Here is a 26735-nt window from a genome sequence, read left to right as displayed (position 1 = left end):
GACGAAGCGATGGTCGAGCGCATGGCGCGGCGCTTCGACGTGTTGCTGCGCTCGGTAGTGGCGTCGCCCGAGACGCCGATCGGGGAGTTGGCCTGGTACGACGCGGCGGAGCGCGAGCAGGTGCTGTCGACCTGGAACGCCAGCGAGGTGGACTACCGGATCGAAGGAGGCGTCGCGTCGTGGCTGCGTGCGCGTGCCGATGCCGTGCCGGAGGCGACGGCGCTGGTGTTCGGCGATGCGTCGATGTCGTACCTCGAGCTCGACCGCCTGTCGGAGCATTGGGCGGTGCGTCTGCGCGCGGCCGGTGTGGGACCGGAGGTGATCGTCGGGCTGGGCATGCGGCGCGGCTTCGGGCTGGTGGTGGGTCTGCTGGCCGTCGTGAAGGCGGGCGGGGCCTTCATGCCGCTGGACCCCGACTACCCGGCGCAGCGCCTGCGCCAGATGCTGGAGGACGCGGACGCGCCGGTGCTGTTGAGCGATGCGGGTAGTGCGCGGATGTTCGCCGAACTGGCGCCGTCGGCACGGGTGCTGGTGGTCGAGGCCGACGGCGGCCCGGTGCCCGAGGGGGCGGTGGAGCGCCTGGCCGACGAGGCGGGCCCGCAAGACCTGGCCTACGTGATCTTCACGTCGGGCTCGACGGGGCGGCCCAAGGGAGCGATGAACCTGCAGCGGGGGCTGGCCAACGACCTGCTGTGGTACCACCATCGGGTACTCGGCTTTCGTTCCGAGGACCGGGTTCTGCAATCGACGTCGATCAGCTTCGATCCGTCGATCTGGCAGATCCTGGGCACGCTGGCCTTCGGTGCGACCTTGGTGCTGCCGCCGCCGGGGCTGGAGCGCGATGTCGACGCGCTGGCGCTGGAGGTCGGCCGCCGCGGAATCACGATTCTCACGCTCGTGCCGTCGCTGCTGCGCGCGCTGCTGGCGGCGCCGGGGTTCCGCGCGCCGGTCCCGTTGCGCTACATGTTGTGCGGAGGCGAGGCGCTGGACAGCGATCTGGCCGGGCAGTTCCTGCATGCCTTTCCCGGGGTCAGGCTGGGCAATTTCTACGGCCCCAGCGAGGCGAGCTGCGACAGCGCGTGGCAGGAGGTGGCGCTGCCGCTGGAGCCGCGGGCCATCGTGCCGATCGGGCGACCGACGGCCAACGTGAAGCTGTACGTACTCGACGACAGAGGGCGCCCGCTGCCCTGCGGGGTGGCCGGGGAACTTTCCGTCGGGGGCGTCGGGGTGGGCAGGGGTTACCTCAAGCGCCCGGAGTTGACGGCCGAACGCTTCGTGGACGACCCGTGGCATGCGGGCGGCAGGCTGTACCGCACCGGCGACCGGGTGCGTTGGCTGGCCGATGGGCGCCTGGAGTTCCTCGGGCGCCTGGACACGCAGGTCAAGCTGCGTGGTCAGCGCGTCGAGCTGGGCGAGATCGAGGCCGCGTTGTATGCCTGCGCCGGGGTGCGCGAGGCTGCGGTGGTGACCCACGGGCAGGCGCAGGCCCTGGCGCTGGTGGCCTATGTCGTGGCCCCGGGGGGCGGGATCGACGATCTGCGCGCCGAACTGGCGGCGGGGCTACCTGCCTACATGGTGCCGGCGGCCTTCGTGGCGCTGGACGCGTTGCCGCGCCTGCCCAACGGCAAGCTCGACCGCCGCGCGCTGCCGGAGCCGAGTTTCGAGGCGCGGGAGCCGGACAGCTCGGGGCCGCGCAGCGGCGTGGAGGCTACGCTGCTGGAGATCTGGCGAGGGGTGCTGAGCAAGGCGAAGACTATCGGAACGCGCTCGAATTTTTTCGAGCTTGGGGGGGATTCGCTGAGTGCGACCCTGGTGGTGTCGCGGGTGCGCAGCACCTTCGGTGTGGACGTGCCGCTGTCGACCATGTTCGACCATCCGACCATCGCCGGGCTGGCGGAGGTGCTCGAGGGCAACTGGCCGCAGTGGTCGACCGAGGCGATGACCGCGGTCGACCGCGGCGGACCGCTACAGGTGTCGTTTTCGCAGCGCCGCATGTGGCTCATCCACCAACTCGACCCGCTCGGCGCGGCCTACAACATGGGGGATTCGCGGCACCTGCGCGGGGCCCTGGATGTCGGCAGCCTGAGGCGCGCCCTGACGGCGCTGGTCGCGCGTCACGAGGCCTTTCGCACCCGCTTCGCGTTCGGGAAGCTGGAGCCGATGGCGTGGGTAGACGCGCCGTCGGAGGCCCGGCTCACCCTGCTCGACGCCGGCTCCGATCCGGACTGGTCGGAGCAGCTCCAGCGCGCCATCGCCGAACCCTTCGATCTGGAGCGGGGTCCCCTGCACCGCTTCCTGCTGGTCCGTCTCGGCGAAGCGGAGCATGTGTTCGTGCTGGTCATGCACCACATCGTGCTCGACGACTGGGCCCGGGCCATCGTGTGGCGCGAGCTGGCCGAGCTGTACCGCGCGCAGCGGGCGGACGAGGCGGCCCGGCTGCCCGCGAAGCGTTACGACTTCGCCGACTACGCGTTCTGGCAGCGGCGCCGGCTCGACGACGCGGCCTTACAGGCCCAGGCGCAACGCTGGATCGAGCGCCTGCGTGGGATGGTTCCGCTGGAGTTGCCCACCGATCGCAAGCGCGGCATGCGCGAGACTAGCGCCGGCTCCTCGTTGCGTGCCGAGGTCGGCGTGGCCTGGATGGATCGGGTAAAGCGCTTTTCCTCGAGCCATGGGGTGACGCCCTTCATGACCCTGCTGGCCGCGTTCCAGCTGCTGCTCTCGCGCTGGTGCGGCCAGGACGACATCGCCGTCGGCTTTCCTGTGGCCAACCGGAATCACGAATACACCGAGGATGTCGTCGGCAGCTTGGTCAACACCCTGGTCATGCGCGTGCCGGTCGATCCCGACGCGACGGTCGCCGAACTGCTGCGCGAGGTCCGTGCCGCGGCCCTCGCCGCGTTCGAGAACCAGGACCTGCCCTACGACTATCTGATGGATCGTCTGCGTGCGGAGCGCATCGTCGAGGCGGGCGCCGATCTGCGGGTGTTGTTCAACGTGCTGAACACCCCTGAAAGCGAGGTGTGCCTCGACGGTCTCGACACGACGCCCTATCGCATGCACGGCCGGGCAACCCAATTCGACCTGTCGTTGCACGTGGCCACGGAGGTGGCGCCGATCCTCGGGTTCGCCTATTCCGACGAGCTGTTCTCCGAGGGCATGGTCGACGCCATGCTCCAGGCCTACCTGCAATTGGTCGAGCAGATCGTCGAGCATCCGAACGCGGCGTTGCGCACGCTGGCGACGACGACCCCCGCAGACCTGGAACACCTGCGCCAGTGGAACGCGACGGCGCGCGAGCTGCCGGCGGCGCGCACGGTCCACGCGTTGCTGCTGGAGCATCGCGGCGATTCGACTCCGGCGCTGCGGGACTCGCAGGGCCGGGAGCTCAGCCATGCGCAGCTGTGGCGCAGGGTCGAGCAGTTCGCGCGCATGCTGCGAGCGCGCGGGGCGCGCCGGGGCCGGCTGGTGGGGCTCGGGGTCGAGCGCGGCATCGACATGGTGGTGGCGCAGCTGGCGGTGCTGCGCAGCGGCGCGGCGTACCTTCCGCTCGAGCCGGCATTTCCCCGGCAGCGCCTGCAGGACATGATCGAGGATGCGCAACCGATCCTGCTGGTGACCACCGAGGCAAGCCAGGCGACGTGGGAGGGCATGCCCGTGCCGCTGCTGCTGCTGGACGCCGAGAGGGAGGCGCTCGAGGCGCTGCCGTCGGTGCCGCAGGAGCCGGACGCGGAGTGCGACGCCCGGGGCGAGGATGCGGCCTACGTGATCTACACGTCGGGCTCGACGGGGCGCCCCAAGGGTGTGGTGGTTCCGCATGCGGCGGTGGTCAATTTCCTGTCGTCGATGCGCCGGGAGCCTGGGCTTGGGGCCGCGGACCGCATCCTCGCGGTGACCACGCTGAGTTTCGACATCGCCGTGCTGGAGTTGTTGCTGCCGCTGGCGGTGGGGGCCTGCGCAGTGATCGCCACGCGCGAGGACGCTATGGACGCGGACCGCCTGCGAGGCCTGCTCGACACGCAGGCAATCACGGTGATGCAGGCGACCCCCGGCACCTGGAGCATGCTGGTCGACTCCGGGTGGTCCGGATCGCCCGGGTTCCGCGCGCTGGTGGGAGGCGAGAGCCTGTCGCCCGAACTGGCCGCGGCCCTGCTCGGGCGCTGTGGCGAGGTCTGGAACATGTACGGCCCGACCGAGACGACGGTGTGGTCGACTTGCTGGCGCGTGGTGCCTGGCACGCCGGTCATCTCGATCGGCAGGCCCATCGATAACACGCAGGTGTACGTACTCGACCCGCAAGGCCAGCCATGCGCGGTGGGCGTGTCCGGGGAGATATGGATTGGCGGCGCGGGGGTGGCCAGCGGCTATTTCGCGCGCCCGGAGCTGACTGCGGAGCGTTTCGTGAGCGATCCGTGGAGCGAGGGCGGGCGAATGTACCGCACGGGCGACCGCGGGCGGTGGCTGCCGGACGGCCTGCTGGAGCATCGAGGTCGGCTGGACTTCCAGGTCAAGGTGCGTGGCTACCGCATCGAGCTGGGCGAGCTGGAGTCGCGACTGCTGGCGCACCCGCAGATGCGCGACTGCGTGGTGATCGTGCGCGAGGACGTTCCCGGAGACGTCCGGCTGGTGGCCTACTGTGTGGGCGACGCGTCGGCGGATGCGCTGCGCGAGCACATGCGCATGACCCTGCCCGCGTACATGGTGCCCCAGCACTTCGTGGCGCTGGACGCGCTGCCGCGCCTGCCCAACGGCAAGCTCGACCGGCGCGCGCTGCCGATCCCGCGGGACGAGGCGCCGGCTCGTTCGGGCGCCGCGCAGGACCTGGGCACGCCGGCCGAGCGCCTCATGGCCGGGATCTGGTCGGAACTGCTCGGAAGCCCCGACGTGCGCCGCACGGACAACTTCTTCGACCTCGGCGGACATTCGCTGCTGGCCAATCGCGCCGTGGTCGAGTTTGCCGCGCGCGGTGGAGCCCGTATCGAGCTACGTCGCCTGATCTTCGAAACCCTGGGGCAGCTGGTCGCCGGAATCGAACTCGGTACGCAGGGCTCCGGCGAGGCGGAAGCGTCGATCGGAGGCGACGCGCCTGACGCGCCGGCGCGCGGACCTGGATCCTGGCTAAGACGCTTGTTGGGGCGTTGAGCTCCGGCGGCGGCGCGCCGCTCGCAGCCGGAGCAGCATGGCGCCGGGAACCAGCGCGCGCACGAGGGTTCGCAGGCTCAAGCTGCTGAGCACGCCGCGACGCAACAGGCTGGAGGCCAGCAAGGCCAGGGCCATGCGCCGTCGCTCGGGGGCGATGGCGTAGGCGGCCTGCAACTCCAGGCGCCCCAGTTGCCGGCGGACCGCTCCCGGCTCCAGCGAGCTCGGGCGCGCATAGCGTCGGTGCATGGCCAGGGCCACACGAAGTGAATCCAGGTTCATCGCCGGGCTGGAGGAAATCTGGCTCGCCGAGCGCCTGTATCCGAGCAGGGGCAGGTCGATATAGCCCACGGCTCCGGCTCGGGCGACGCGGACCAGCCATTCCCACTCGCATGCGATGCGTATGGAAGGATCGAAATTTCCTGCCAGGTCGAGGACTGCGCGCCGGAACATCACGGTCGGCGGGTGGATGAAATTTCCGAGCAGCAGTTGCTCGAAGGGCCGGCCCGAGTGCGTGGCAACCTCGCTGCCGATCGCCCGACCGCAGGCGGCGACCGGCAGGACGAATCCGCCATGCTCGTCGTAGCGCGCACCCACGCCTCCATGAGCGGCGTTGCAGCGCGAGTAGTAGGAACCGATGGAGGATCGCTCGATCCGGCCCGTGGCGTCGAAGCTGCTGAAGTCCGTGCTGCACAAAAGGATTTCGGGGCATGCCAGCAGGTAGTCGAGCTGGATCTGCAGGCGCGCCGGGTCGCAGATGTCATCGGCATCCATCAGGGCGATGAATTCCCCCCGCGCTTCGCGCATTCCGCGATTGCGGGCGGAGCCGATTCCGCCGTTCTCCTGGCGGAAGGTCCGCACCTTGTCGCCCTGGGCCTCAAGCAGTGCCCGAGTCCCGTCGTTCGAGCCGTCGTCCACGACCACGATCTCGAAGTCGGACCAGGTCTGCCGTCGAAGACTGTGCAGCGTCTCGCCCAGGGTCTCGGCGGCGTTGAAGGCCGCGATGACCACGCTGACAACCGGGGGCCTCGCCAGCGTCGGTTTCGCGCTCATGCCTGCAGCTGTAGACGCGCGGCGCCGGAGCCGTTCCCCGAGACAACGGGTCCGTGCCGATCGGCTTGGGCGGCGCGGCCCTTGTGCAGCGCGTTGCGCAGGCGCCCGAGAAGCTCGTGCAAGCGATAGGCGGTGTCGACCAGTCCGCGGCGGAATGCACGGATCTGCAGGTTCCGGCGCGAGTCCTGGAAAAAGTGGCGCTTGTATTCGTGATCGCCTTTGAGCATGTCGAAGATGTCATGCCCCTGGCCGATGGCCAACTCGACCGCGTAACCCATCAACACGTCCCCCGGGCTATGCTGCGCGTACGCTGGATCGAAACCCGTCTGGAACAGGCAGAAGCGTCCCTTGTACCGCAGGCCGTAGAGCATCGCGATGCTCCGGCCGCCGAGCTCGAGTTCCAGCAGGCACAGGCGTCCCTGGGGCACAAGCGCCCGCATGAGTTCCCGGTGGAACCCCATGTACTGCGCCGTGGAGAACGCCGGACGCTCGGTGCGACTCGACCAGCGCAGACGATGCAACTCGGCCAGGCGATCGAAGGCCGCGTCCACCTCGGTGGGGGCATCGACGAGCCTGCAGCATGCGCCGGCAAGCGCTTCGAACTTTCGCCGCTTGCGGCCCATGACCTCGCGCCGGTTGCGGCTCAAGCCCTTGCGGTAGGCATCCCAGCAGCTGGGCAGCCTGCCGAAGGTGATCGGATCCGACAGCACAGAGTTCACCCGCAGGCTCTCGTCGCGCAGCTCCGTCTGCAGCGCGTGGGCCAGTGCCGTGCCAGGTGCGAGGTCGCTCCAGTCGAGCATGTCCCATCGCCGGAACTCCCTGGCCAGGTAGCGCACGATGGCACGGCTGGCGTCCTGTTCGTGCTCGGGCAGGAACAGTCCTCCCAGATCGTCGGGCGCCGTGTCTCCGCCCACGCCGATCTGGCGCAGCTTGCGCGCCTCGAACAGTCCGCCAGCGCGCCGGTGACGCTCCACGTACAGGGGCAGCAGCCCGACCACCTGGTGGGCGATGCGAGCGACGACGATGCACAGTTCCCGGTCGCTCCCATAGTGCTTCCACCACAGGCGCTGCCAGTCCCAGCTCAGGAAAATGCTGCTGCTGGTGTCTCGGGACTGCAGCTCCTTCCAGTCCGGGGCGAGCTGGTCGAAGGCCTGGAGCTCCGAGACCACGCTGATGTCCAGGTCGGTGCACGGGCGCGACATGGGGGCCACAAGCATCGGGACCGCGGAGCGGATCGGCGCGACAACCTGCATGGTTCGTCGAAGCATGTCTGGACCTGGTTGCAAAAGTTACGAAATGACACATTCGGAGCAAAAGTCCGCATCCATGCGTTTTCGCAACTATAGGAAGGATGGCCGCCCGCGCACACCCCCCTGAATCCGGGTCAACCCCGCGAAGGCTGATCCAGCGCATGAACCATGCGCGTCCTCACCCCCGCTCCAGCAACATCCCGTCCCCGTAGCTGAAGAACCGGTACCGCTCCCGCACCGCATGCGCATAGGCCCGGCGGATCGGCTCCATGCCGGCGAAGGCGCTGACCAGCATCAGCAGCGTGGACCGGGGCAGGTGGAAATTGGTCAGCATCAGGTCGATCCAGGCGAAACGGTGCCCGGGGGCGATGAAAATGTCCGTCTCGCCGCTCCAGTCCCGCGCGGCGCCGGCGGCCAGGCCTTCGGCGCCCAGATCCCGGGCCACCGATTCGAGGGCGCGCACGGTGGTGGTGCCCACGGCCAGCACGCGCCCGCCGCGCGCGCGGGTCTCGGCGATGGCCTGCAGCGTGGCGCCGGGCACCATGAAGCGCTCGCTGTGCATGGGGTGGTGGGCGGGGTCATCGACCTTCACCGGCTGGAAGGTGCCGGCGCCCACGTGCAGGGTCAGGTGCGCGCTGCGCACGCCGCGCTCGCGCAGGCGCTCCAGCAGCGCCTCGTCGAAGTGCAGCGCCGCCGTGGGCGCGGCCACCGAGCCGGGCACGCGCGCGAACACGGTCTGGTAGCGCCGCGCGTCGTCGGCGTCGTCGGCGTGGGTGATGTAGGGGGGCAGCGGCACGTGGCCGTGGGCCTGCATCAGCGCGTAGGGCTCGCCACTCAGGCGCAGGTGGAACAGCGCGCCGTCGGGCTGCGGCCAGCGCCCCAGCACCTCGGCCTCGAAGCCGCCCTGCATGCTCAGCCGGCTGCCGGCGGCGGGCTTGCGGCTGGCGCGCATGTGCGCGACCACCTCGTGGCCGTCGAGCACGCGCTCGACCAGCAGCTCCACCGCCCCGCCCGAGGCCTTGGCGCCGAACAGCCGCGCCTTGATCACCCGGGTGTCGTTGAACACCATCAGGTCGCCGGGTTCGAGCAGCGAGGGCAGCTCGGTGTACACGCGGTCGCGCAGGTCCCCGCGGGCGTCGAGCAGGCGGCTGGCGCTGCGCTGCGCGGTGGGGTGCTGCGCGATCAGCTCGGGCGGCAACTCGAAGTCGAAGTCGGCCAGCGAGAACTGGCCGGGACGCAGCGCGGAGGTGGGGCTGGGCTGGGACATCAGGCCGGGTCGATGCGCATCCAGGTGGTCTTCAGCTCGGAGTACTTGTCCAGCGCGTGCAGCGACTTGTCGCGCCCGTTTCCGGACTGCTTGACCCCGCCGAAGGGCACGGTGATGTCGTCCTCATCGTATTCGTTGACGTGCACGGTGCCGGCGTGCAGCGCGCGCGACACGCGCACCGCGCGGTCCAGGCTGCGGGTCCACACCGCCGCGTGCAGCCCGTAGCTGGAGTCGTTGGCGATGCGCAGCGCTTCCTGCTCGGTGGAGAAGCGGATCACCGACAGCACCGGCCCGAAGATCTCCTCGCGCGCGATGCGCATGGTGTTGTCCACGCCGTCGAACACCGTGGGCGCGACGAACTGCCCGCCGGTCTCCTGCAGCACCTGCTCGCCGCCGGCCACGCAGCGCGCGCCCTGCTGCAGCCCGCTTTGGATGTAGTCCATGACGGTGGCGGTCTGCTGCGCGTCGACCAGCGCGCCCAGGCGGGTGGTCGGGTCCAGCGGGTCGCCGGGGGCATAGCCCGGGGTCAGCGCGGCCAGGCGTTCGACGAAGGCGTCGGCGATGCTGTCCTGCACCAGCAGGCGCGAGGGCGCGTTGCAGGATTCGCCCTGGTTGTAGAACATGGCGCCGGCCGCGGTAGCGGCGGCGCGCTCCAGGTCCTCGTAGTCGGCGAACACGATGTTGGCCGACTTGCCGCCGAGCTCGTTGAACACGCGCTTGAGGTTGCTGCGTCCGGCGTATTCCAGCATGCGCCGGCCGGTGCGGGTGGAGCCGGTGAAGCCGATGGCGTCCACGTCCATGTGCAGCGCCAGCGCCTCGCCGGCTTCGGCGCCGAAGCCCGGCACCACGTTGAACACGCCTTCGGGCAGGCCGGCTTCCAGCGCGAGCTCGGCCAGGCGCAGCGCGCTCAGGGGCGAGCGCTCGCTGGGCTTGAGCACCACGCTGTTGCCGGCGGCCAGCGCCGGGCCGATTTTCCAGGAGGTCATCAGCAGCGGGTAGTTCCAGGGCACGATGGCGCCGACCACGCCCACCGGCTCGCGGCTGACCAGCGCCAGCGCGTCGCGCCCGGTGGGGGCGATTTCGCCGTAGACCTTGTCGACCGCCTCCGCGTACCACTGGATGCAGCGCGCGGTGCCGGGCACGTCGGCCGACAGCGCGGCGGCGATGGGCTTGCCCATGTCCAGGGTCTCCAGCAGCGCCAGTTCCTCGCGCGCGGCGCGGATGCGCTCGGCGAAGGCCAGCAGCACCTTCTTGCGCGCCGCGGGGGAGCGCGCGCTCCAGCGCCCGTCGGTGAAGGCGGCGCGGGCGCTGGTCACGGCCAGTTCCACGTCGGCCGCCTGGCCGCGCGCCACGCGGGCGATGACCTTGCCGTCCAGCGGGGAGACGCAGTCGAAGCAGCGCCCGTCCACCGCGTGGTAGCGGTGGCCATCGATGAGCAGGCGCCCGTCGATGCCGGCGGAGATGCGGTCGGCCGCGCGGGCGTGCCAGGTGTCGCGCGCTGTGGGTTGATTCATCAGGGGCTCCTCGATCGGGGGTAGGCGCACACCGTGACTCGGCCGCGCGCAGGTGCAATCTTCGCACGTTTGTCCCCGCCTACGTCCTGCGTGCCGGAGCCCGCCGCCATGCGCGCGATGGCTCCGCGGCCGGGGCCCCGTTCATGCGGAACGCGCCGGCCGTCTTGGGCATCGTGTTCGCCAAATCCCTCCTGCCGGGCGCGCCGCGGGCACGATGACGTCCGCATACGTATCCGGTTGGCGCCTGCGCGCGGTGCTCGCAGGCTTCGCCACGGCGGGGTGGGGCCTGCGCGGGCCGGGGCTCAGAGTTCGTTGACCGGCTGCGCCTGCGCCGTGGGGAAGGCCTTCCTGCGGTTGAGCCAGAACGGCACCAGCCCGATGAGCACGCCGCCGATGGCGATGGTGTTGGTCATGGCGTCGAAGGTGGGCAGGCTGTACAGGCCGATGAACCACAGGAACAGCCCGGAGCACAGCGGCCACAGCAGGAAGAACACCACGTGGAACCACGATCCGCGCTGGTGCTTCCACACGTACCAGGCGCAGGCCAGGCAGGCCAGCCCATAGTAGAAGGAGGCCTGGAAGCCGATGGCGTCGATGGAATCCTGGATGATCTGGTTGACCGTGGGGATGAAGGAGGCCAGGAACAGCAGCAGCAGGCCGAAGCCGGCGATGGCCAGCGTGGCCACCCAGGGGGTGTCCCAGGTCGGGTGCAGGTGCGCGTAGCGGTGGTGCAGCATGCCGTCGCGGCTTTGCGCGAACATGGTGCGGGTGAACTGCAGGATGGAGGTCTCCAGCGTGCCCAGGGTGCTGAGCATCACGGCCAGCACCGCCATGTAGTTCCACGGGCGCGGGAACAGCTTGTCGGCGATGGCCAGCATGATGTTGGTGTTGGCGCCCTGGATCTCCTTGTCGCTCAGCGCCATCAGCGCCACCACCATGAACAGGATGAACAGCGCGATGATGATCAGCATGGCCAGCAGCGAGCCCACGCTGGCCACCCAGCTGCCATCGCGCGTTTCCTCGTTGAGGTTGACCGTGACGTCCCAGCCCCAGTAGAAGAAGATGGCCGTCAGCGCGCCCAGGGTGAAGACATGGGGGCTGAAGGCCCGGGGGTCGAAGTCGGACCAGTGGATGGCGTGTGCCGGCGCGGCGGAGAACTTCCACAGCGCGGTGCCGACGATGACCACCAGGATGCCGAGCTCGAGCATGGTCAGCGTGACCTGCACGTAGCTGGTCAGCTTGATGCCCTTGAGGATCACCGCGCTGACCAGGATCAGCCAGCCGGCGGCCACCAGCGTGACCACCGCGGTGTTGCCCATCGCGGCCGGATGCACCAGGGCCAGCGTGGCGGTGGCCGCCGGGATCGTGCCCGAGACCATGAACATGGCCGAGGCCACGAGCAGGGCCCAGCCGGCCAGGAAACCCAGGGCGCGGCTGAAAATGCTGCTCACCCAGGCGTAGGAGGCCCCGGCATTGGCGTCCAGCCGGTTCAGGTGCATGTAGGCGAAGGTCACGCCGAACATGATCAGCCCGCAGTACAGCAGGCTGGCGGGCGCCAGCACGCCCACGCCGGCCACCAGCGCGGCGCTGGTCGCGGCGATGGAGAACACGGGGGCGGTTCCCGCCACCCCCATGATCGTGGATTCGGTGAGTCCGAGAGCATTGCCGTCGAGCGCGACGGGTTCCGGTCGGTGGGGCATGGCGGGCAGCAGCGGGCAGGTCGGTGTCGTTGGGCGCTCGGGGCGCGGCGGCGGATCCGGCAAAGCCATCCGGCCGATGGCTCGGCCGGAAGCCCGGCCGGAAGGCCGGCCGGGGACTTGGCAGCGAATTATCCACCGTGCCGGGACCTGCGTACGCAATCGGCCGGCGTGGGGCGCGGCGCGCCCGGCGGGGGGTCAGGCGGGGGCGGCCCGGCGGAGCGAGCGCCGCGCCATGAGCAGCCCGAAGGCCGCCACCGCGAGCACGACCAGGTAGACCGTGACGGCGCCGACCACGTGGATGGTCGGGCTCAGGCCCAGGCGCGCGCGCGAGAAGATCAGCACCGGCAGCGGTGTCGATCCGGGGCCGGACAGGAAGGCCGAGATCACCACCTCGTCCAGTGACAGGGAAAAGCACAGCAGCCAGGCCGAGACCAGGGCCTGGGAGATCGAGGCCAGCGTGACCAGCCGGAACACCTGCAGCGGGCGCGCCCCGAGGTCCATCGCCGCTTCCTCCAGCGAGCGGTCGACCTCCTTCAGGCGCGACTGCACGACGACCGTGGCGTAGGACATGGCCATGACCGTGTGGCCGATGAAGATCGTGAAAAAGCCCTTGTGCGGAAAGCCCAGAGCCTTCTGCACGGCGACGAAGAACAGCAGCAGGGCCAGCGCGATGACCACCGTGGGCATGACCAGGGGGATGTTGACCATCAGGTTCAGCAGGCCCTTGCCGGCGAAACGCCGGTAGCGCGCGAGCGCGAAGGCTGCCAGGGTGCCCAGCAGCACCGACACGGTGGCCGTGGCCAGCGCGATGTTCAGCGACAGCCCGAGGGCGCGCATGAGTTCGCGGTCGGCTACGGCGGCGGCGTACCAGTCCAGGGTCCAGCCGCCCCACACGGTGACCATGCGCGAGGCATTGAAGGAATAGACCACCAGTACCGCGATGGGCAGGTACAGGAACAGGTAGACCAGGCCCATCCAGGCCCGCGCGAAGCCGCGGCCGGAGTTCATTCCACGGCCTCCAGGGAACGCGCGCGCGCCCGGCTGAACAGCACGATGGGAAGCATGACCAGCGCCACCATCACGAAGGCCACCGCCGAGGCGCGCTGCCAGTCCAGGTTGCTGAAGAACTCGTCCCACAGGATGCGCCCGATGTTCAGGGTCGAGGGCCCGGCCAGCAGCGAGGGGATCACGTACTCCCCCACCGCGGGGATGAACACCAGCGCGCAGCCGGCCAGCACGCCCGGGCGCGACAGCGGCACGGTGATGCGCCAGAAACTCTGCCACGGGGTGGCGCCGAGGTCGGCGGAGGCCTCCAGCAGGCGCGGGTCGAGCTTGACCAGGGTGGCGTACAGCGGCAGGATCATGAAGGGGATGTAGCCGTACACCATGCCGATCATGAAGGAAAAGGGCGTGAACATCATGTGCAGCGGCGCCTGCACGAGGCCGGCGGCCAGCAGCAGCTGGTTCACCAGCCCGTTGGTGTCCAGCAGGTTCTTCCAGGCATAGATGCGGATCAGGAAGGAGGTCCAGAAGGGCAGCATCACCAGCATCAGCAGCGCGGGGCGCCGGCCCGGGCGGGCGCGCGCGACGAAGTACGCGAACGGGTAGCCCACGAGCAGGCACAGCAGCGTGGTGGCCAGCGCGTAGCCCAGCGAGGACAGGTAGGTGAGCAGGTACAGGTGGTCGTGCACCAGCGCGATGTAGGCCGCCAGGCGCAGCTTGATCACCAGGTTCTGCCGCGCCAGCGAGACCATGGGCTCGAAGCCGATGCCCAGGATGTCGCTTTCCGACAGGCTGATCTTGAGCAGGATGGCGAAGGGCAGCAGGAGGAACAGGCCTAGCCAGGCCTGCGGCGCGGCGATCAGCGCCGCGCGGCCCCAGTTGCGCCGGGGCCGGTGCGCCGAGCCAGGCTCGGCGCGGGGAGAGGGGGCGGAGGCTGGCATGGCGCCCGGGCCCCTTCAGTCCTGGATCACCATCGCGGCCGTCTCGCTCCAGCGCACGGTGACCGGCGCGCCGCCGTCGAAGGCCTCGACGTGGCGGTCGGCGTTGGCCTGCGCCACCCGGATGCGCCGGCCGCCGGCGAGTTCGAGTTCGTACTGGGTGTAGCTGCCCAGGTAGGCGCGCGCGGCGACCCGCGCATGCAACTGGTTGGGCGCGCCGGGTGCATGGCCTGCCTGCAGGCGCATATTCTCGGGGCGCAGCGCGACGCTGACGCGCATGCCCAGCGTGCCGGGGATGCCGTGGCCGACGTGGAACAAGGCCTCCGGAGTGCGGATCTCGCAGCGCTCGGGCTCGTCGGTGACCAGTTCGCCGGCGAACAGGTTGACGTTGCCGATGAAGTCGGCCACGAAGCGGCTCTTGGGGTTTTCGTAGATCTCCAGGGGCTCGCCCACCTGCACGAAGCGGCCTTCGCGCATCACGGCGATGCGGTCGGCCATGGTCATGGCCTCTTCCTGGTCGTGGGTGACCACGACGCAGGTCACGCCCACCCGGCGCAGGATGGATACCAGTTCGATCTGGGTTCGTTCACGCAGCTTGCGGTCCAGCGCGCCCAGCGGCTCGTCCAGCAACAGCAGCTGGGGACGCCTGGCCAGGCTGCGCGCAAGCGCCACGCGCTGCTGCTGTCCGCCCGACAGCTGGTGGGGCCTGCGCCGCGCGTAGGCCTGCAGTTCGACCAGTTCGAGCATCTCGCGCACCCGCTGGTCCACGGCCCGCCGGTCCATGCCGCTGCGCCGCGGGCCGAAGGCGATGTTGTCGTACACGCTCAGGTGCGGGAACAGCGCATAGGACTGGAACATCATGTTGATCGGCCGCTCGTAGGGGGCCAGCGCCGTGATGTCGCACCCGGCCAGCAGTACGCGGCCGCGGTCGGGGCGCTCGAAGCCGGCGAGCATGCGCAGCAGCGTGGACTTGCCGCAGCCCGAGGCACCCAGCAGCGCGAAGATTTCGCCCTGCGCGATGTCGATGCTGACGTCGTCGACCGCGCTCAGCTCCTCATAGCGCCTGGCCAGGTGCTCGACGCGCACGAAGGGGGGCTGTGCGCAGGTGGGGGGCGGGGCGGCGACGGCGGGGCCGCGAGCGGGCGCGACAGGTGGCGCGAAAGGTGGCGCGAAAGGTGGCGCGACAGGCGGCGCCGGCATGGGGTTGTGCGTGGGCTTGGGCATGGGCTGGGCGGTCGCATCGCTGCGCGGCGCTGCGGATCAGAGGCCTGCGCGAAGGCGGGTGTACAGCCGGGTGGTCGTGCGGCGCTGCTCGGCGCTGTACACCTTCGGCGGGATCAGCTTGTCCATCATCGTGGGGTCGAGGAACACGAAGTCGTTGCCGGCCACGCGAGGCAGCACCTGGGCGCGCGAGGCGGGCACCGGGTTGGCGTAGTACACGGCGTTGCTGTCGGCCGCGCACACCCCCGGCTGCAGCCGGTAGTCGATGAAACGGTAGGCGTTGTCCACGTTGCGCGCGGTGGCGGGAATGGCCATGGTGTCGATCAGGATCACCGCGCCGTGGCTGGGGGGGAACACGCGGATCTTCGGGCCGTGGGGAACCTGGGAGGCGCGGAAGGCGGCGATGCCCATGTCTCCGGAAAAGCCCACGGCGGCGCAGATGGAGCCGCCCGCGAGGTCGTTGATGTAGCCCGAGGACGAGAACTCGGTGATGTCCGGCCGCACCTTGCGCAGCAGCGCGAAGGCGCGGGCGAAGTCGTCCGGATCCTCGGTGCTCTGCGGGATGTGCAGGTAGTTGAACGCGGCTTCCATGAGGTCGCCGCCGGAGTCGAGCATGGAGATGCCGCAGGATCCGAGGCGGTCGGCGTAGCGCGGGTCGAATACCAGGTCCCAGGGGTTGGCGGGCAGCGGCATGGTGCCCAGGGCCTGGCGCACGCGCGCCTCGTTGATGCCCACGGTGACGTAGCCCCACATCCACGGCACCAGGTACTTGTTGCCGGGGTCCACCCCCTGCAGCAGGCGCATCAGGCGCGGGTCGAGATTGCGCAGGTTGGGGATGCGCGCCTTGTCGAGCGGGCGCAGCAGGCGGCCGCGCAGTTCGATGGCCGCCCAGTTCGAACTCGGCACCACGATGTCGTAGCCGGAGTCGCCGCTGACCAGCTTGGCGAACAGCGGAGCGTTGTTGTCGAAGGTGTCGTAGCGCACCTGGATGCCGGTGAGTTTCTCGAAATCCGGCAAGGTGGTGGGAGCGATGTAGTCCGACCAGTTGTAGATGTTGAGCACCGCTTCGGCGGCCTGCGCGCGCGGCGCCGCCCAGGGCGCGAGCAGGCCGGCCAGCAGCGCCAGCGCCCATGCCAGGGCCTGCCTGGTCCACTGCGTCAGGGAAATGGCAGCCCCCGCCGAGGCGCCAAGGGGTGCAGCGCTAGAGCCAGCCATCGGCCCGCAGCCCGGCCTGGGTCCGATCCAGCGCGATGGCGATGCGCCGGACCATCTCGTCGAGCTCGGCCTCGGTGCTGACAAGCGGTGGCGCCACGATCATGCGCGAGCCGACCGCGCGCATGACCACGCCGGCATCGAAGCAGGCCTCGCGGCAGCGCAGCCCGGCCTGCGCCTCGGCGGGGAAGGGCACGCGCCGCGACTTGTCGCGCCACAGCATCAGCGCGGCGGTCAGGCCCAGGCCCGCCGGGTCGCCGGCCAGCGGATGGCGGGCCAGCTCGGCGAAGCCCGCGCGCAGGCGCGGCTCCGCGCGTTCGCGCACATGCTCGAGCACGCCCTCGGCGCGCAGCGCGCGCAGCGTGGCCAGCGCGACCGCGCAGCAGGCCGGATGGCCGGAATAGGTGAAGCCATGCTCGAACTCGCCGCCGCGCGCGGCCAGCTCGCCGCCCACGCGCGGGCCGAGCAGCACGCCGCCCAGCGGCAGGTAGCCCGAGGTGACCCCCTTGGCGAAGGTGATGAGGTCGGGCTCGATGCCGATGTGCGGGTGCTGGCAACCGAACCAGTGGCCCAGGCGTCCGAAGCCGCAGATGACTTCGTCGCTGACCAGCAGCACCTCGTGGCGCCGGCAGATGCGCTGGATTTCGCGCGCGTAGCCGGCCGGCGGCACGATCACGCCGCCGGCGCCCTGCACCGGTTCCATGACGAAGGCGGCGACGCGCTCGGGGCCGATCTCGGCGATACGCTGTTCCAGCCAGCCGGCGGCGCGCAGCCCGAATTCCTGCTCGCTTTCGCCGGGCCGGGCCAGCGCCAGCTGGTGCGGCTGCTCGATGTGCTCGAAGTCCGGCAGCGGCAGGCCGCCCTGCGCGTGCATGTCGGCCATGCCGCCCAGCGAGGCGGCCGCCAGGGTGCTGCCGTGGTAGCCATTGCGCCGCGCGATCAGCACCTTGCGCCCGGGCTGTCCCCGCAGCTCCCAGTAGCGCCGCACGATGCGCACCATGGTGTCGTTGGCGGAGTAGCCGCTTTCGGTGAAGAACACGTGGCGCATGCCCCCCGGCGCCAGCGCGGTGATTTCGCGGGCGAGTTCGGCCGCCGGCGGCGTGGTGCTGCGGAAGAAGGTGTTGTAGTAGGGCAGGCGCAGCAGCTGCTCGTGGGCCGCGTCGGCCAGGTCGCGGCGCCCGTAGCCCAGGTTGACGCACCACAGGCCGGACATGGCGTCGAGGATCTCGCGGCCCTCGCCGTCCCAGATGCGCACGCCCTCGCCGCGCACGATGAGCCGCGGCGGCCGCCGTTGCAGGTCGCGCGGATCGGTGAAGGGGTGCAGGTGGTGCTCGACGTCGGCGGCCAGCAGTTCGTCGACGCCGGGCGCGGCGGCGGGCCCGGCGGCGGGATCGGGGGCGGGCTGCTCAGACATGCTGCAACAGGTGTTCGCGTTCCCAGGGGCTGATGACCTTCAGGAACTCGGCATGCTCGCTGGTCTTGACCGCCTTGTAGATGCCGCAGAAGCGGCGCCCCAGCAGGTTCTCGAGCTCGGGTGCGTCGTCGAGCAGGCGCACGGCCTCCGACAGGCTCTGGGCCAGCGAGACGGCGCGGCCTCGGCCGTCGGCGCGGGTCTTCATCTCCGGCAGCGGCTCGATCTGCCCGACCATGCCCAGGTAGCCGCAGGCCAGCGTGGCCGCCAGCGCCACGTAGGGGTTGGCGTCGGCGCCGATCACGCGGTTTTCCAGGCGCCGGTTCTGGGGATTCGATTCGGGCACACGGATGCCCACGGTGCGGTTGTCCGTGCCCCACTCGACGTTGGTGGGGGCGGCATCCCCTCCGGCCAGGCGCCGGTAGGAGTTCACGTAGGGCGCGAACAGCGCCATTACGTGGGGTACGTAGCGCTGCAGGCCGCCGATGTAGTGCAGGAAGGCGGGTGCCGGCGTGCCGTCGGGCGCGCTGAACAGGTTGCGCCGCGTGACGCGGTCGACCACGCTCTGGTGCACGTGCATGGCGCTGCCCGGCTCTTCCGCCATGGGCTTGGCCATGAAGGTGGCGTACATGTTGTGGCGCAGCGCGGCCTCGCGCAGCGTGCGCTTGAAGAAGAACACCTTGTCCGCCAGGTCCAGCGCGTTGCCGTGCAGGAAGTTGATTTCCATCTGGCCGGCGCCGATTTCGTGGATCAGCGTGTCCACGTCGAGTTCCATGGCCTCGCAGTAGTCGTAGATGTCCTCGAACAGCGGGTCGAATTCGTTGACGGCGTCGATGCTGTAGTGCTGGCGCGAGGTCTCGGCGCGGCCGGAGCGCCCCAGCGGCGGGTGCAGGGGCTGGTCGGGGTCGGTGTTCTTGGCCACCAGGTAGAACTCGATCTCCGGCGCCACCACCGGCTCCCAGCCGCGCTGCTCGTACAGGCGCAGCACGCGCTTGAGCACGTTGCGCGGCGCGTAGTCGACCTCGAGGCCGTCGCGGAAATGGCAATCGTGGATCACCTGGGCGGTGGGGTCGGTGGCCCAGGGCACCGGCCGCACGGTGGAGGGGTCGGGCACCAGGTGCATGTCGCGGTCGATGTCGCTGATCAGCTCGGCGAGCCTGTCGTCCTCGGGCCAGTTGCCGGTGACGGTCAGGCCGATGATGCTTTCCGGCAGGCGCATGCCGCGGTCCTTGGTGAACTTGCTGCGCGGCAGGATCTTGCCCCGGGCCACGCCGGTCAGGTCCGGCACCAGGCACTCGATCTCGGTGATGCGCCTGCGGTTCAGCCAGGCTTCGAGTTGCGGGAAGTCGCGCGGCGCGGCGCCGTCTTCGGGAGTGGGCGCCAGCAGCGCGGGCAAGGCGGGGTGCGCGGGGTGCGCGGGGTGCTCGGCGGGGTGCTGCGCGGAAGGCTCGCCGGGCTTCGTGCCAGGATTCGTGCCGGGAGGCGCGCCAGGAGCCGCGCTCGGGATGGCGCTGGGGATGGCGCTGGGAATCGCACTGGGAATCGCCTCGGGGGCGTCGGCCAGGGCCGTGCGCAGGCTTTCGGGGGCGGAGGTGGGTTGCATGGTGGCTGGGCGTGATGCGCGCCGGCCAACGACCCGGGGCCCCTGGGCCCTGCCCGGACTGCTGGGCGGCTTCGCTCGAGCGAAGGCGTTCAGCAGTCCGGTTCAGGCCCTGCCGTTCACGCGGCTTCGGCTTGTGCCACCAGTGTGGCCCGCTCGGCCCTGCGTTGCGGGGCTTGCGGGGCCAGGCGCTGCGCCGCGTAGGCGCGGCAGGCTTCGCCGAAGGCGTGGAACAGGCTGCGGGACACCGGGTTGTTCATCGCGCGCCATTCAGGATGCCATTGAACCGCAAGCAGCAAGCCGGCAGAGTCGGCATGGGTATAGGCCTCGACCAGGCCGTCCGGCGCGTGCGCCTGGGCGACAAGCCCCGGGGCCAGGCGCTTGATGCCCTGGCCGTGCAGGCTGTTGACGCTCCAGTTCGGGCGCCCGACCAGGCCCTCCAGCCAGCTGCCCGGCACCGCGTGCACCTCGTGCGCGGGGCCGTACTGCTGTTCCAGCGGCAGGCTTTCGTCCTCCCGGTGGTCGGCGTAGCCCTCGGTGAAGTGCACCTGCTGCAGCAGGCTGCCGCCGAGGGCGACGTTGATTTCCTGGAAGCCGCGGCAGATGCCGAACACGGGCATGCCGCGCTCGATGGCGGCGCGGATCAGCGGCAGCGTGGTGGCGTCGCGCTCGGGGTCGGCCGGGGACTCCGGGTTGTCCAGCGCTTCGCCGTAGTGATGGGGCTCGATGTTGGACGGCGACCCGGAGAACAACAGGCCGTGCACCGAGGCGAGCACGTCGTCCACCGGCGTGCGGGTGCCGAAGGACGGCAGCAGCAGCGGCAGGCAGCCGGCGATCTCGAGCAGGGGGTCGACGTACTTGCGCGCCACCGCGTGCACGGGCTGGCCGCAAAGGGTCTTGATGTCGGTGGCCACCGCCACCAGGGGCACTGCATGGGTCATGGTCCGGGCCTGGCGCGCCCGGCCCGCGGCTCCCTGCGACATGAGGGGCCCGCGGCCGGGACCGCTAGGCCTCAAGTTTCTCGCCGCAGGCCCGAAAGCGCAAGGGCAAACCCTGATGGGGGCAGGACTGTTGCCCCCGGGCTTCAGGCGTGCGCGGCGTGCGCGACCCCGGCAAGCTGCTCCATGCGCGAGGTGTCGGCGCGCAATTCCGCGGCGGTTCCGTCGTAGACCACGCGTCCCTCGCCCAGGACGTAGGCGCGGTCGGCCAATTCCAGGGCCCCGAACACGTTCTGTTCCACCAGCAGCACCGCGATGCCCTCGCTCTTCATGCGGGCCACCGTGCGCATGACTTCCTGCACGATGATCGGCGCCAGGCCCTGCGAGGGCTCGTCGAGGATCAGCAGCTTGGGGTTGAGCAGCAGCGCGCGGGCGATGGCCAGCATTTCCTGCTCGCCGCCCGACAGGCGCCCGCCCTTGCTGGTGCGGCGCTCGTGCAGGCGGGGGAACAGCTTGTACACCCCATCGATGTTCCAGGTTCCTTCCGTCTGGCGCGAAACCAGCAGGTTCTCGTGCACCGACAGGTGGCCGAAGATGCGCCGCCCCTCGGGTACGTAGCCCACGCCGGCGGTCGCCACGCGGTGCGCCGGCGCCCCGGTGGTGTCCTTGCCGAACAGCTTGATGCTGCCCTTGCGCGGCGGCGTCAGGCCCATGATCGAGCGCAGCGTGGTGGTCTTGCCGGCACCGTTGCGCCCGAGCAACGCCACCAGTTCGCCTTCGCGGATGTTCAGGGAGACCCCATCAAGGATGTGGCTTTTCCCGTAATAGGTATGGATCGAATCGACTTCCAGGACCATGCTCATGTTCAGTACCTTGCTGACTTCCCGGCCTCAGGCCTGCTGGCCGAGGTAGGCCGCCTGCACCTTGGGGTTGCTGGCGATTTCCTGGGCGGTGCCCTCGGCCAGGAAGTGTCCGTTGTCGAGCACGGTGATGCGGTCGGCGATGCCGAACACGATCTCCATGTCGTGCTCCACGAACAGCGTGGTGATGCCCTGGTCCTTATTCAGGCGGCGGATCAGCCCGGTCATCATCTGGGTTTCCTCGTCGCCCATGCCGGCCGTGGGCTCGTCGAGCAGCAGCAGCTTGGGCTTGCGCGACAGCGTGATGGCCACTTCGACCACGCGCTGGTCGCCGTGCGAGAGCTCGCCGACGATGCGGTCGTCCTTGCCGGTCAGGCCCACCATGTGCATCAACTCGTCGACGCGTTCCTCCACGCGTTCGCGCTGCGCACGCGACAGCCACGGACGCGCGCTCCAGCCCAGCGAGACCTCGGCCGCGATGCGCACGTTCTCGCGCACGCTCAGCGACAGGAACACCTCGGTGATCTGGAAGGTGCGGATGATGCCGCGGCGCACCAGCGCGGCCGGGTTGACCCGCTGGATGGCCTCGCCTTCGAACACGATCTCGCCGGCACTGGGCGGGAAGAAGCCGCTGATCAGGTTGAACAGCGTGGTCTTGCCGGCCCCGTTGGGGCCGATGACCGCGCGCAGCTCGCCCTGGGCGACCTGGAGGGAGATATCGCTCAGGGCCTGCAGCGCTCCAAAGCGGCGCGACACGGAGCGCAATTCGAGAAGGCTCATGACTGCACCTTGCCCTTGCGTTGCAGGAAGCCCATGACGCCCAGCGGGAAGAACATCACGGACAGGACGAAGATCAGGCCGATCACCGTCATCCAGTTGCTGGTGGCGTTGCTGGCGTAGTCGCGCACCAGCACGAAGATGGCGGCGCCGACGAAGGGGCCCCAGAAATTGCGCATGCCGCCCAGCACCGCGATGATCACCAGGTCGCCCGACAGGTTGTTGCTCAGGCTGTTGGGCGAGGTGAAGTTGTCCAGCAGGGCGTTGAGCCCGCCGGCCAGCGCGACGATGAAGCCGGAGATGGCGAAGGACACGCCGGCGTAGAAGTGCACGTTCACGCCCAGGAAGCGCAGGCGCTTCTGGTTCTCGCGCACCGCCACGAAGCTGTGGCCCAGGGGCGAGTTGAGGATCGCGAAAATGACCCACGCGGCGATCGCGAAGCACAGCAGCACGAGGTAGTAGAAGCCCGTGGAACCCAGGGTCCAGGTCAGGCTCGGCAGCACGTGGATGGCGTGGCGCGAGAAGCCCGTGAGCCCGTCGTAGCCGCCGGTGACCGAGGCCCAGCGGATGGCGACGAAATAGAACAACTGGCCGATGGCGATGGTGATCATCGCGAAATAGATGCCGCGCCGGCGCACGCACAGGGGCGCCAGCACCGAGGCGACGATGCCCCCGGCCAGCGTGCCCGCGATCAGCGCCAGCGGCACGCTGTGGGTGGCGTACTTGAGCATCAGGCCCACCACGTAGGAGCCCAGGCCGAAATACGCCGCGTGGCCGAAGGACAGGCCGCCGGTGAAGCCCAGCAGCAGGTTCAGGCCCATGGCCGCCAGCGCGTAGATCAGCACCCGCGAGACGATGTCGGTGTAGCCGCCGACGTGGGTGACCCACAGCGGCAGGGTGACCAGCAACAGGCCCAGCACCAGCGTGCCGGGGTGGATGCGGTTGGCCGTGCGGCGCCTGCCGGGCGCCGCCGGCAGCTTGGCCGCGGTTTCGCTTGCACTCATTCCAGAAGTCCCTCCTGGCCGAGCAGACCGCGCGGACGCACGATGAGCATCAGCCCCATGAGCAGGTAGATCACGGCTTCGCTGGCCGCGGGATAGAAAGCCGTGGTGAAGCCGGCGGCCAGGCCGATCAGCAGCCCGCCGATCAGCGAGCCCAGCAGCGAGCCGACGCCGCCGACCACGATGGCCACGAAGGCGGGCATCAGCAGGCCGTCACCCATGGTCGGGTCCAGGCCGAGCTGGCCTGCGGCGAGGATCCCCGCGATGCCCGCGAAGATGATGCCGATGACGAAGTTGGCGCTGCGCAGCAGGTAGATGTTGACCCCCAGCGAGGCCACCGTCTCCAGATCGGCGTTGCCGGCGCGGATGCGGATGCCCAGGCGCGTGTAGCGCAGCAGCGCGAACAGCGCGCCGGTGCCGATCAGAGCCACCGCGACCACGAACAGCCGGTAACCCGTGAGGAAGAAGTAGGTCTGGCTCAGCGGATGCGCCAGGGCATCCGGGATGCTCAGCGGCACGCCGACGGGGCCCCAGACGGTGCGGATCATGTCCTGCATGATCAGCGCCAGGCCGAAGGTCATCAGCAGCGAATACAGCGGGTCGCGCTTGTACAGGCGCCGTACCAGCAGCATCTCGACCACCAGGCCGAGCACGCCGGAGAGCAGGGGCGCGACGATCAGTGCGCCCCAGAAGCCCAGGTGGGGCGCCAGGCTGTAGGCGAAATACGCCGACAGGGCCATGAAGGTGCCCTGGGCGAAGTTGATGGTGTTGTTCAGGCCCAGGATCAGCGCCAGGCCCAGCGCCAGCAGCGCGTAGAAGGCGCCGGTGATCAGGCCGTTGAACAAGTTGAAGAAGACTACGACGCTCACGAAGGTGACTCCGCGCGGGCCGGCACGGAAGCACCGGCCTGCGTTGGGTGGAAAAGCCCGATGCGCGGCTGAGTCGTCCGCCCGGGGCCGTGCAAGGCTCCGGGCGGACGCCATCAGGCGATCAGACGGTGGGCATCTTGCAGCCCATCTCGGCCGCCGACTTGGCGATCGAGGCGCCCGCCACGATGTTCGAAACCTCGAACAGGTCGGGGTACTTGCCCCCGGTGTTCACGTGGCCGGGGAACATGCTGATCATCAGCTGGTGGTCCGCGGCGCGGTACACCGGCAGGTGCGGCTGCAGCGCGACCTCGGGCGGCAGCTCCAGGCCTTCGAGCGCCTTGATCACCTTCAAGGTGTCGGTGGACTTGGCCTTTTCCACGGCCAGGCGGAAGGCGTGGGTCGTCGCGTAGCCGAACCACACGCGCGCCGTCGGGTACTCGCCGTTGTTGGCGGCGGCGAAGCGCTTGACGAAGTCCGCCACGTGCGGGGTCTTCGGCTGCTTCCAGTACCACTCCATGGTCCACCAGCCGTACAGGGCCGAGGGCGGAAGCGCCTGCGCCTGCTCGAGCTCGAACAGGGCGCCGCCGACGGCGATGTCCTTGTTGATCCCGAACTGCGCGATCTGCTTCATCGCGTTGACCTGGTCGTTGCCGGCCAGCAGCAGGCACAGCACGTTCGGGGCCTTGGCCTTCACGTCGATCAGGTAGGAGGAGAAGTCGGTGGTGCCCACCGGCGCCAGCGCGCCGCCGACCACCGTGCCGCCCGCCTTCTTGATCTGCGTCTCGTAGTCGGTCTGCTCGGACTTGCCGAAGGCGTAGTCGGTGGTCAGGAAGTACCACTTCTTGCCGAACTTGCTGAACAGGGTCTCGAAGTCCCCGGAGGTCAGCATCCAGGTGGTCGAGCAGGTGCGGAAGGTGAAGGGGTTGCAGGAGGTGCCGGTCAGCGCGTCGACGTGGCCGCCGGTGGCGATGAACACCTTCTTGTGGCGAGCGGCGAATTGCGACACGGCCAGCGAGGCGGCCGAGTTCACCGTGCCCATGAGGAAGTCGACGTTGTTCTGGCTCAGCAGGCGCGAGCACTTGTCGACGGCGGCGCCGGGGTTGCCGGCGCTGTCCTCGACGAACAGCTGCAGCGGACGGCCCATGACGCCGCCGGCCTTGTTGATCTCGGCCTCGGCGAACTTGGCCCCCTTGATTTCACTCTGGCCCAGCGCCGCGAAGGTGCTGGTGATGGGGTCCACCATGCCAATCTTGATGGGTTTCTCGCTGGCGGCCCAGGTGGGCGCCTGGGTCAGGAGGGCGGCCAGGCCGGTGGCGCCGGCGGTCTTGATGAAATCGCGACGGTCGAAATCGCTGCTGCCAAGCCCTTGCTTGCGCGGTTGCTGCATTGCGGTCTCCAATGGTTGTCGTGGGCCTTGGGGAGCCTCTTCTAGGGATGTAGGTAAGATGCACCGCGGATGCTAGAACCCGAAATCCCATTGCGGCATGCGGGTTTGCCGGGGTTGCGCGACGCAAAAAAGTAACAAGGCAAGACCTTGTCGTCAAACAATCAGCAAAGCGACACAAAAAAGCGCTCGAATGCGTCTGTTTGTCACGATGTATGCAGAAAGCAGCCCCATGATGCACCGAAAGCGGCCATCGGTATACGCAACAGGGCCGACAGCGGCAGCGCCGCATGCGGCAGCCCGGCGATGAGATCGAAGTCCGGGCTGGCGCCGGGTCCTCCGAGCAAGGCCTGCGCCGCCAGTTCCCCGGCCATGCCGGAAAGTGCCAGGCCGTGCCCGGAAAAGCCCTGCAGGTACACCGCCGCGGGGCCCAGGCGACCGAAATCGGGCGCGCGGTTGAGGCTGACGTCGATCCAGCCGCCCCAGTCGTGGCTGATGCGCAGGGATTCCCATTGAGGGAACACCCGCAGCATGGCCCGCCGCAGGCGCCGGCGGCGTTCGGCCGGATCGCGCAGCGCGCGCCCGGCCCGCCAATGCGCGCCGCCTCCGAACAGCAGGCGCCCGTCGGCCGAGAACCGGAAATAGTCCGGCACGAATTCCGTGTCGCACACCGCGAAGCCCGCCGGCGGCAGCGCCGCGCCCAGCGGTTCCGTGGCGCATATGCAACTGGCCACCGGCAGGATGCGCGCCTGCAGGCGCCGCAGCGGCAGCCCGGGCACCGCCCCGCCGGCCAGCAGCAGCAGGCGGCAGCGCAGCTGTCCCTGCGGGCAGGCCAGCTGATGGCCGCCGCCGGAGCCGGCCCGCAGGCTCAGCACCGGACTGTGCTCGTGCATGCGCACGCCCAAAGCGCGTGCCGCGCGCGCCAGGCCCAGGGTGTAGTTCAGCGGATGCAGTTGTCCCCCCAGCGGGTCGAGCACGCCGCCCGCGTAGCGCTCGCTGAGCAGGCCGGCGCGCAGTTCCTCGGCGCCCATCCAGCGCAGCTGCTCGGCACCGTAGCGCTGCTGGCGGTGGCGCATCGCGGCCTGCAGGCCCGCGGCCTGGCGCTCGCCGCGGGCGGCCAGCACGGCGCCGTCGCGCCAGTCGCAATCGATGACGTGCTCGCGGATGCGCTCGCGCAGGCGGCTCAGCGCCAGCTGCGAGATCTCCCAGGCACGCTCGGCGCCGGCGGGGCCCAGCCTGCGCTCCAGCGCCTCGATGCCGCAGGCGAAGTCGCCCAGCGCCTGCCCACCATTGCGCCCCGAGGCGCCGGAGCCGACGCGCCGGGCTTCCAGCACCACCACCTGCAGGCCGGCGCGCGCCAGTTCGATGGCGCCGCACAGGCCCGCGATGCCGGCGCCGACCACGCAGGCGTCGGCCTCGGCCGCTTCGCGTAGCGCGGGCAACTCCGGGCGGGCGTGCGCCGTCTCGGCATACAGGCAATGGCCGTCCAGCCGGGGCAGGGGACGGGGCGTGAACGGCGCGTAGGACATCGCGCCGTCCAGCATATGCGGGCGGGCCGGCGGGCGTGGCCGCCGGCCGCGATGACCCCACGCCCGGCCG

Annotated in this window: 19 protein-coding genes; 1 reads left to right on the top strand and 18 read right to left on the bottom strand. The window is 69.9% G+C overall.

Translation table 11 applies throughout. The features are described 5' to 3' along the window. Nucleotides 1–9 precede the first annotated feature (9 nt). A complete protein-coding gene (locus D466_RS21250; protein ID WP_051083724.1) occupies nt 10–5142 on the top strand; it encodes a non-ribosomal peptide synthetase in 5133 nt (1710 codons plus the stop codon). Here D466_RS21250 and D466_RS21245 read toward each other — a convergent pair. The 18 genes from D466_RS21245 to D466_RS21240 form a co-directional block, all read right to left on the bottom strand. Then, a complete protein-coding gene (locus D466_RS21245; protein ID WP_051083723.1) occupies nt 5119–6192 on the bottom strand; it encodes a glycosyltransferase family 2 protein in 1074 nt (357 codons plus the stop codon). The genes D466_RS21250 and D466_RS21245 overlap by 24 nt on opposite strands. Beyond that, nucleotides 6189–7394 (bottom strand): GNAT family N-acetyltransferase, encoded by a 1206-nt coding sequence (locus tag D466_RS0109195; protein WP_018913424.1) that lies wholly within the window; start codon nt 7392–7394, stop codon nt 6189–6191. The genes D466_RS21245 and D466_RS0109195 overlap by 4 nt, the downstream gene beginning before the upstream one ends. 226 nt (nt 7395–7620) lie before the next feature. Then, complete coding sequence (queA, locus tag D466_RS0109190; protein ID WP_018913423.1) at nt 7621–8709, bottom strand: tRNA preQ1(34) S-adenosylmethionine ribosyltransferase-isomerase QueA; 1089 nt, start codon at nt 8707–8709, stop codon at nt 7621–7623. Then, nucleotides 8709–10223: an aldehyde dehydrogenase gene (locus D466_RS0109185; RefSeq protein ID WP_018913422.1), complete on the bottom strand. Its 1515-nt coding sequence runs from the start codon at nt 10221–10223 to the stop codon at nt 8709–8711. The genes queA and D466_RS0109185 overlap by 1 nt, the downstream gene beginning before the upstream one ends. 302 nt (nt 10224–10525) lie before the next feature. Then, nucleotides 10526–11923 carry an APC family permease gene (locus D466_RS0109180; protein ID WP_026285075.1) on the bottom strand — a complete coding sequence of 466 codons (1398 nt, stop codon included), beginning with the start codon at nt 11921–11923 and terminating at the stop codon, nt 10526–10528. Between the two features lie 195 nt (nt 11924–12118). Further along, on the bottom strand, nt 12119–12931 hold the full coding sequence (locus D466_RS0109175; RefSeq protein ID WP_018913420.1) for an ABC transporter permease: 813 nt from the start codon (nt 12929–12931) through the stop codon (nt 12119–12121). Then, the gene (locus tag D466_RS0109170; RefSeq protein ID WP_018913419.1) at nt 12928–13866 is read right to left on the bottom strand and encodes an ABC transporter permease; all 939 of its coding nucleotides are present in this window, start codon (nt 13864–13866) and stop codon (nt 12928–12930) included. Before D466_RS0109170 ends, D466_RS0109175 begins: the two co-directional genes overlap by 4 nt. 15 nt (nt 13867–13881) lie before the next feature. Further along, nucleotides 13882–14949 carry an ABC transporter ATP-binding protein gene (locus D466_RS0109165; RefSeq protein WP_018913418.1) on the bottom strand — a complete coding sequence of 356 codons (1068 nt, stop codon included), beginning with the start codon at nt 14947–14949 and terminating at the stop codon, nt 13882–13884. A gap of 174 nt (nt 14950–15123) precedes the next feature. Further along, complete coding sequence (locus D466_RS0109160; protein WP_018913417.1) at nt 15124–16299, bottom strand: extracellular solute-binding protein; 1176 nt, start codon at nt 16297–16299, stop codon at nt 15124–15126. Further along, nucleotides 16286–17710, bottom strand: coding sequence for an aminotransferase (locus D466_RS0109155; RefSeq protein WP_018913416.1), 1425 nt, complete (start codon nt 17708–17710; stop codon nt 16286–16288). The genes D466_RS0109160 and D466_RS0109155 overlap by 14 nt, the downstream gene beginning before the upstream one ends. Continuing rightward, complete coding sequence (locus tag D466_RS0109150; RefSeq protein WP_018913415.1) at nt 17703–19310, bottom strand: glutamine synthetase family protein; 1608 nt, start codon at nt 19308–19310, stop codon at nt 17703–17705. The genes D466_RS0109155 and D466_RS0109150 overlap by 8 nt, the downstream gene beginning before the upstream one ends. 116 nt (nt 19311–19426) lie before the next feature. After that, entirely contained in the window at nt 19427–20248 is an 822-nt protein-coding gene (locus D466_RS0109145) for a gamma-glutamyl-gamma-aminobutyrate hydrolase family protein (RefSeq protein WP_156004149.1), read from the bottom strand. Between the two features lie 143 nt (nt 20249–20391). Continuing rightward, the gene (locus D466_RS0109140) at nt 20392–21108 is read right to left on the bottom strand and encodes an ABC transporter ATP-binding protein (RefSeq protein ID WP_026285072.1); all 717 of its coding nucleotides are present in this window, start codon (nt 21106–21108) and stop codon (nt 20392–20394) included. Between the two features lie 27 nt (nt 21109–21135). Then, nucleotides 21136–21885: an ABC transporter ATP-binding protein gene (locus D466_RS0109135; RefSeq protein WP_018913412.1), complete on the bottom strand. Its 750-nt coding sequence runs from the start codon at nt 21883–21885 to the stop codon at nt 21136–21138. Then, nucleotides 21882–22886 (bottom strand): branched-chain amino acid ABC transporter permease, encoded by a 1005-nt coding sequence (locus D466_RS0109130; protein WP_018913411.1) that lies wholly within the window; start codon nt 22884–22886, stop codon nt 21882–21884. Before D466_RS0109130 ends, D466_RS0109135 begins: the two co-directional genes overlap by 4 nt. Continuing rightward, nucleotides 22883–23752 (bottom strand): branched-chain amino acid ABC transporter permease, encoded by an 870-nt coding sequence (locus D466_RS0109125; RefSeq protein ID WP_018913410.1) that lies wholly within the window; start codon nt 23750–23752, stop codon nt 22883–22885. The genes D466_RS0109130 and D466_RS0109125 overlap by 4 nt, the downstream gene beginning before the upstream one ends. Nucleotides 23753–23873: 121 nt before the next feature. After that, complete coding sequence (locus D466_RS0109120) at nt 23874–25139, bottom strand: ABC transporter substrate-binding protein (RefSeq protein ID WP_018913409.1); 1266 nt, start codon at nt 25137–25139, stop codon at nt 23874–23876. A 203-nt stretch (nt 25140–25342) separates the two neighbouring features. Next, a complete protein-coding gene (locus D466_RS21240) occupies nt 25343–26665 on the bottom strand; it encodes an FAD-binding oxidoreductase (protein WP_196803456.1) in 1323 nt (440 codons plus the stop codon). Between the last annotated feature and the right edge of the window lie 70 nt (nt 26666–26735).

This window comes from Thiomonas sp. FB-6, from assembly GCF_000377645.1.
Taxonomy (GTDB): Bacteria; Pseudomonadota; Gammaproteobacteria; order Burkholderiales; family Burkholderiaceae_C; genus Thiomonas_A.
This window is presented reverse-complemented; position numbering and strand designations above follow the sequence as displayed.

Bases quoted from the DNA above. Each gene is read 5' to 3' on its own strand.
- D466_RS0109170 (WP_018913419.1), bottom strand. From the start codon at position 13,866: ATGCCAGCCTCCGCCCCCTCTCCCCGCGCCGAGCCTGGCTCGGCGCAC.
- D466_RS0109180 (WP_026285075.1), bottom strand. From the start codon at position 11,923: ATGCCCCACCGACCGGAACCCGTCGCGCTCGACGGCAATGCTCTCGGA.
- D466_RS21245 (WP_051083723.1), bottom strand. From the start codon at position 6,192: ATGAGCGCGAAACCGACGCTGGCGAGGCCCCCGGTTGTCAGCGTGGTC.
- D466_RS0109195 (WP_018913424.1), bottom strand. From the start codon at position 7,394: ATGTCGCGCCCGTGCACCGACCTGGACATCAGCGTGGTCTCGGAGCTC.
- D466_RS0109155 (WP_018913416.1), bottom strand. From the start codon at position 17,710: ATGTCTGAGCAGCCCGCCCCCGATCCCGCCGCCGGGCCCGCCGCCGCG.
- D466_RS0109145 (WP_156004149.1), bottom strand. From the start codon at position 20,248: ATGACCCATGCAGTGCCCCTGGTGGCGGTGGCCACCGACATCAAGACC.
- D466_RS0109150 (WP_018913415.1), bottom strand. From the start codon at position 19,310: ATGCAACCCACCTCCGCCCCCGAAAGCCTGCGCACGGCCCTGGCCGAC.
- D466_RS0109120 (WP_018913409.1), bottom strand. From the start codon at position 25,139: ATGCAGCAACCGCGCAAGCAAGGGCTTGGCAGCAGCGATTTCGACCGT.
- D466_RS0109140 (WP_026285072.1), bottom strand. From the start codon at position 21,108: ATGAGCATGGTCCTGGAAGTCGATTCGATCCATACCTATTACGGGAAA.
- D466_RS0109175 (WP_018913420.1), bottom strand. From the start codon at position 12,931: ATGAACTCCGGCCGCGGCTTCGCGCGGGCCTGGATGGGCCTGGTCTAC.
- D466_RS0109160 (WP_018913417.1), bottom strand. From the start codon at position 16,299: ATGGCTGGCTCTAGCGCTGCACCCCTTGGCGCCTCGGCGGGGGCTGCC.
- D466_RS0109135 (WP_018913412.1), bottom strand. From the start codon at position 21,885: ATGAGCCTTCTCGAATTGCGCTCCGTGTCGCGCCGCTTTGGAGCGCTG.
- D466_RS21250 (WP_051083724.1), top strand. From the start codon at position 10: ATGGTCGAGCGCATGGCGCGGCGCTTCGACGTGTTGCTGCGCTCGGTA.
- D466_RS0109185 (WP_018913422.1), bottom strand. From the start codon at position 10,223: ATGAATCAACCCACAGCGCGCGACACCTGGCACGCCCGCGCGGCCGAC.
- D466_RS21240 (WP_196803456.1), bottom strand. From the start codon at position 26,665: ATGTCCTACGCGCCGTTCACGCCCCGTCCCCTGCCCCGGCTGGACGGC.
- queA (WP_018913423.1), bottom strand. From the start codon at position 8,709: ATGTCCCAGCCCAGCCCCACCTCCGCGCTGCGTCCCGGCCAGTTCTCG.
- D466_RS0109130 (WP_018913411.1), bottom strand. From the start codon at position 22,886: ATGAGTGCAAGCGAAACCGCGGCCAAGCTGCCGGCGGCGCCCGGCAGG.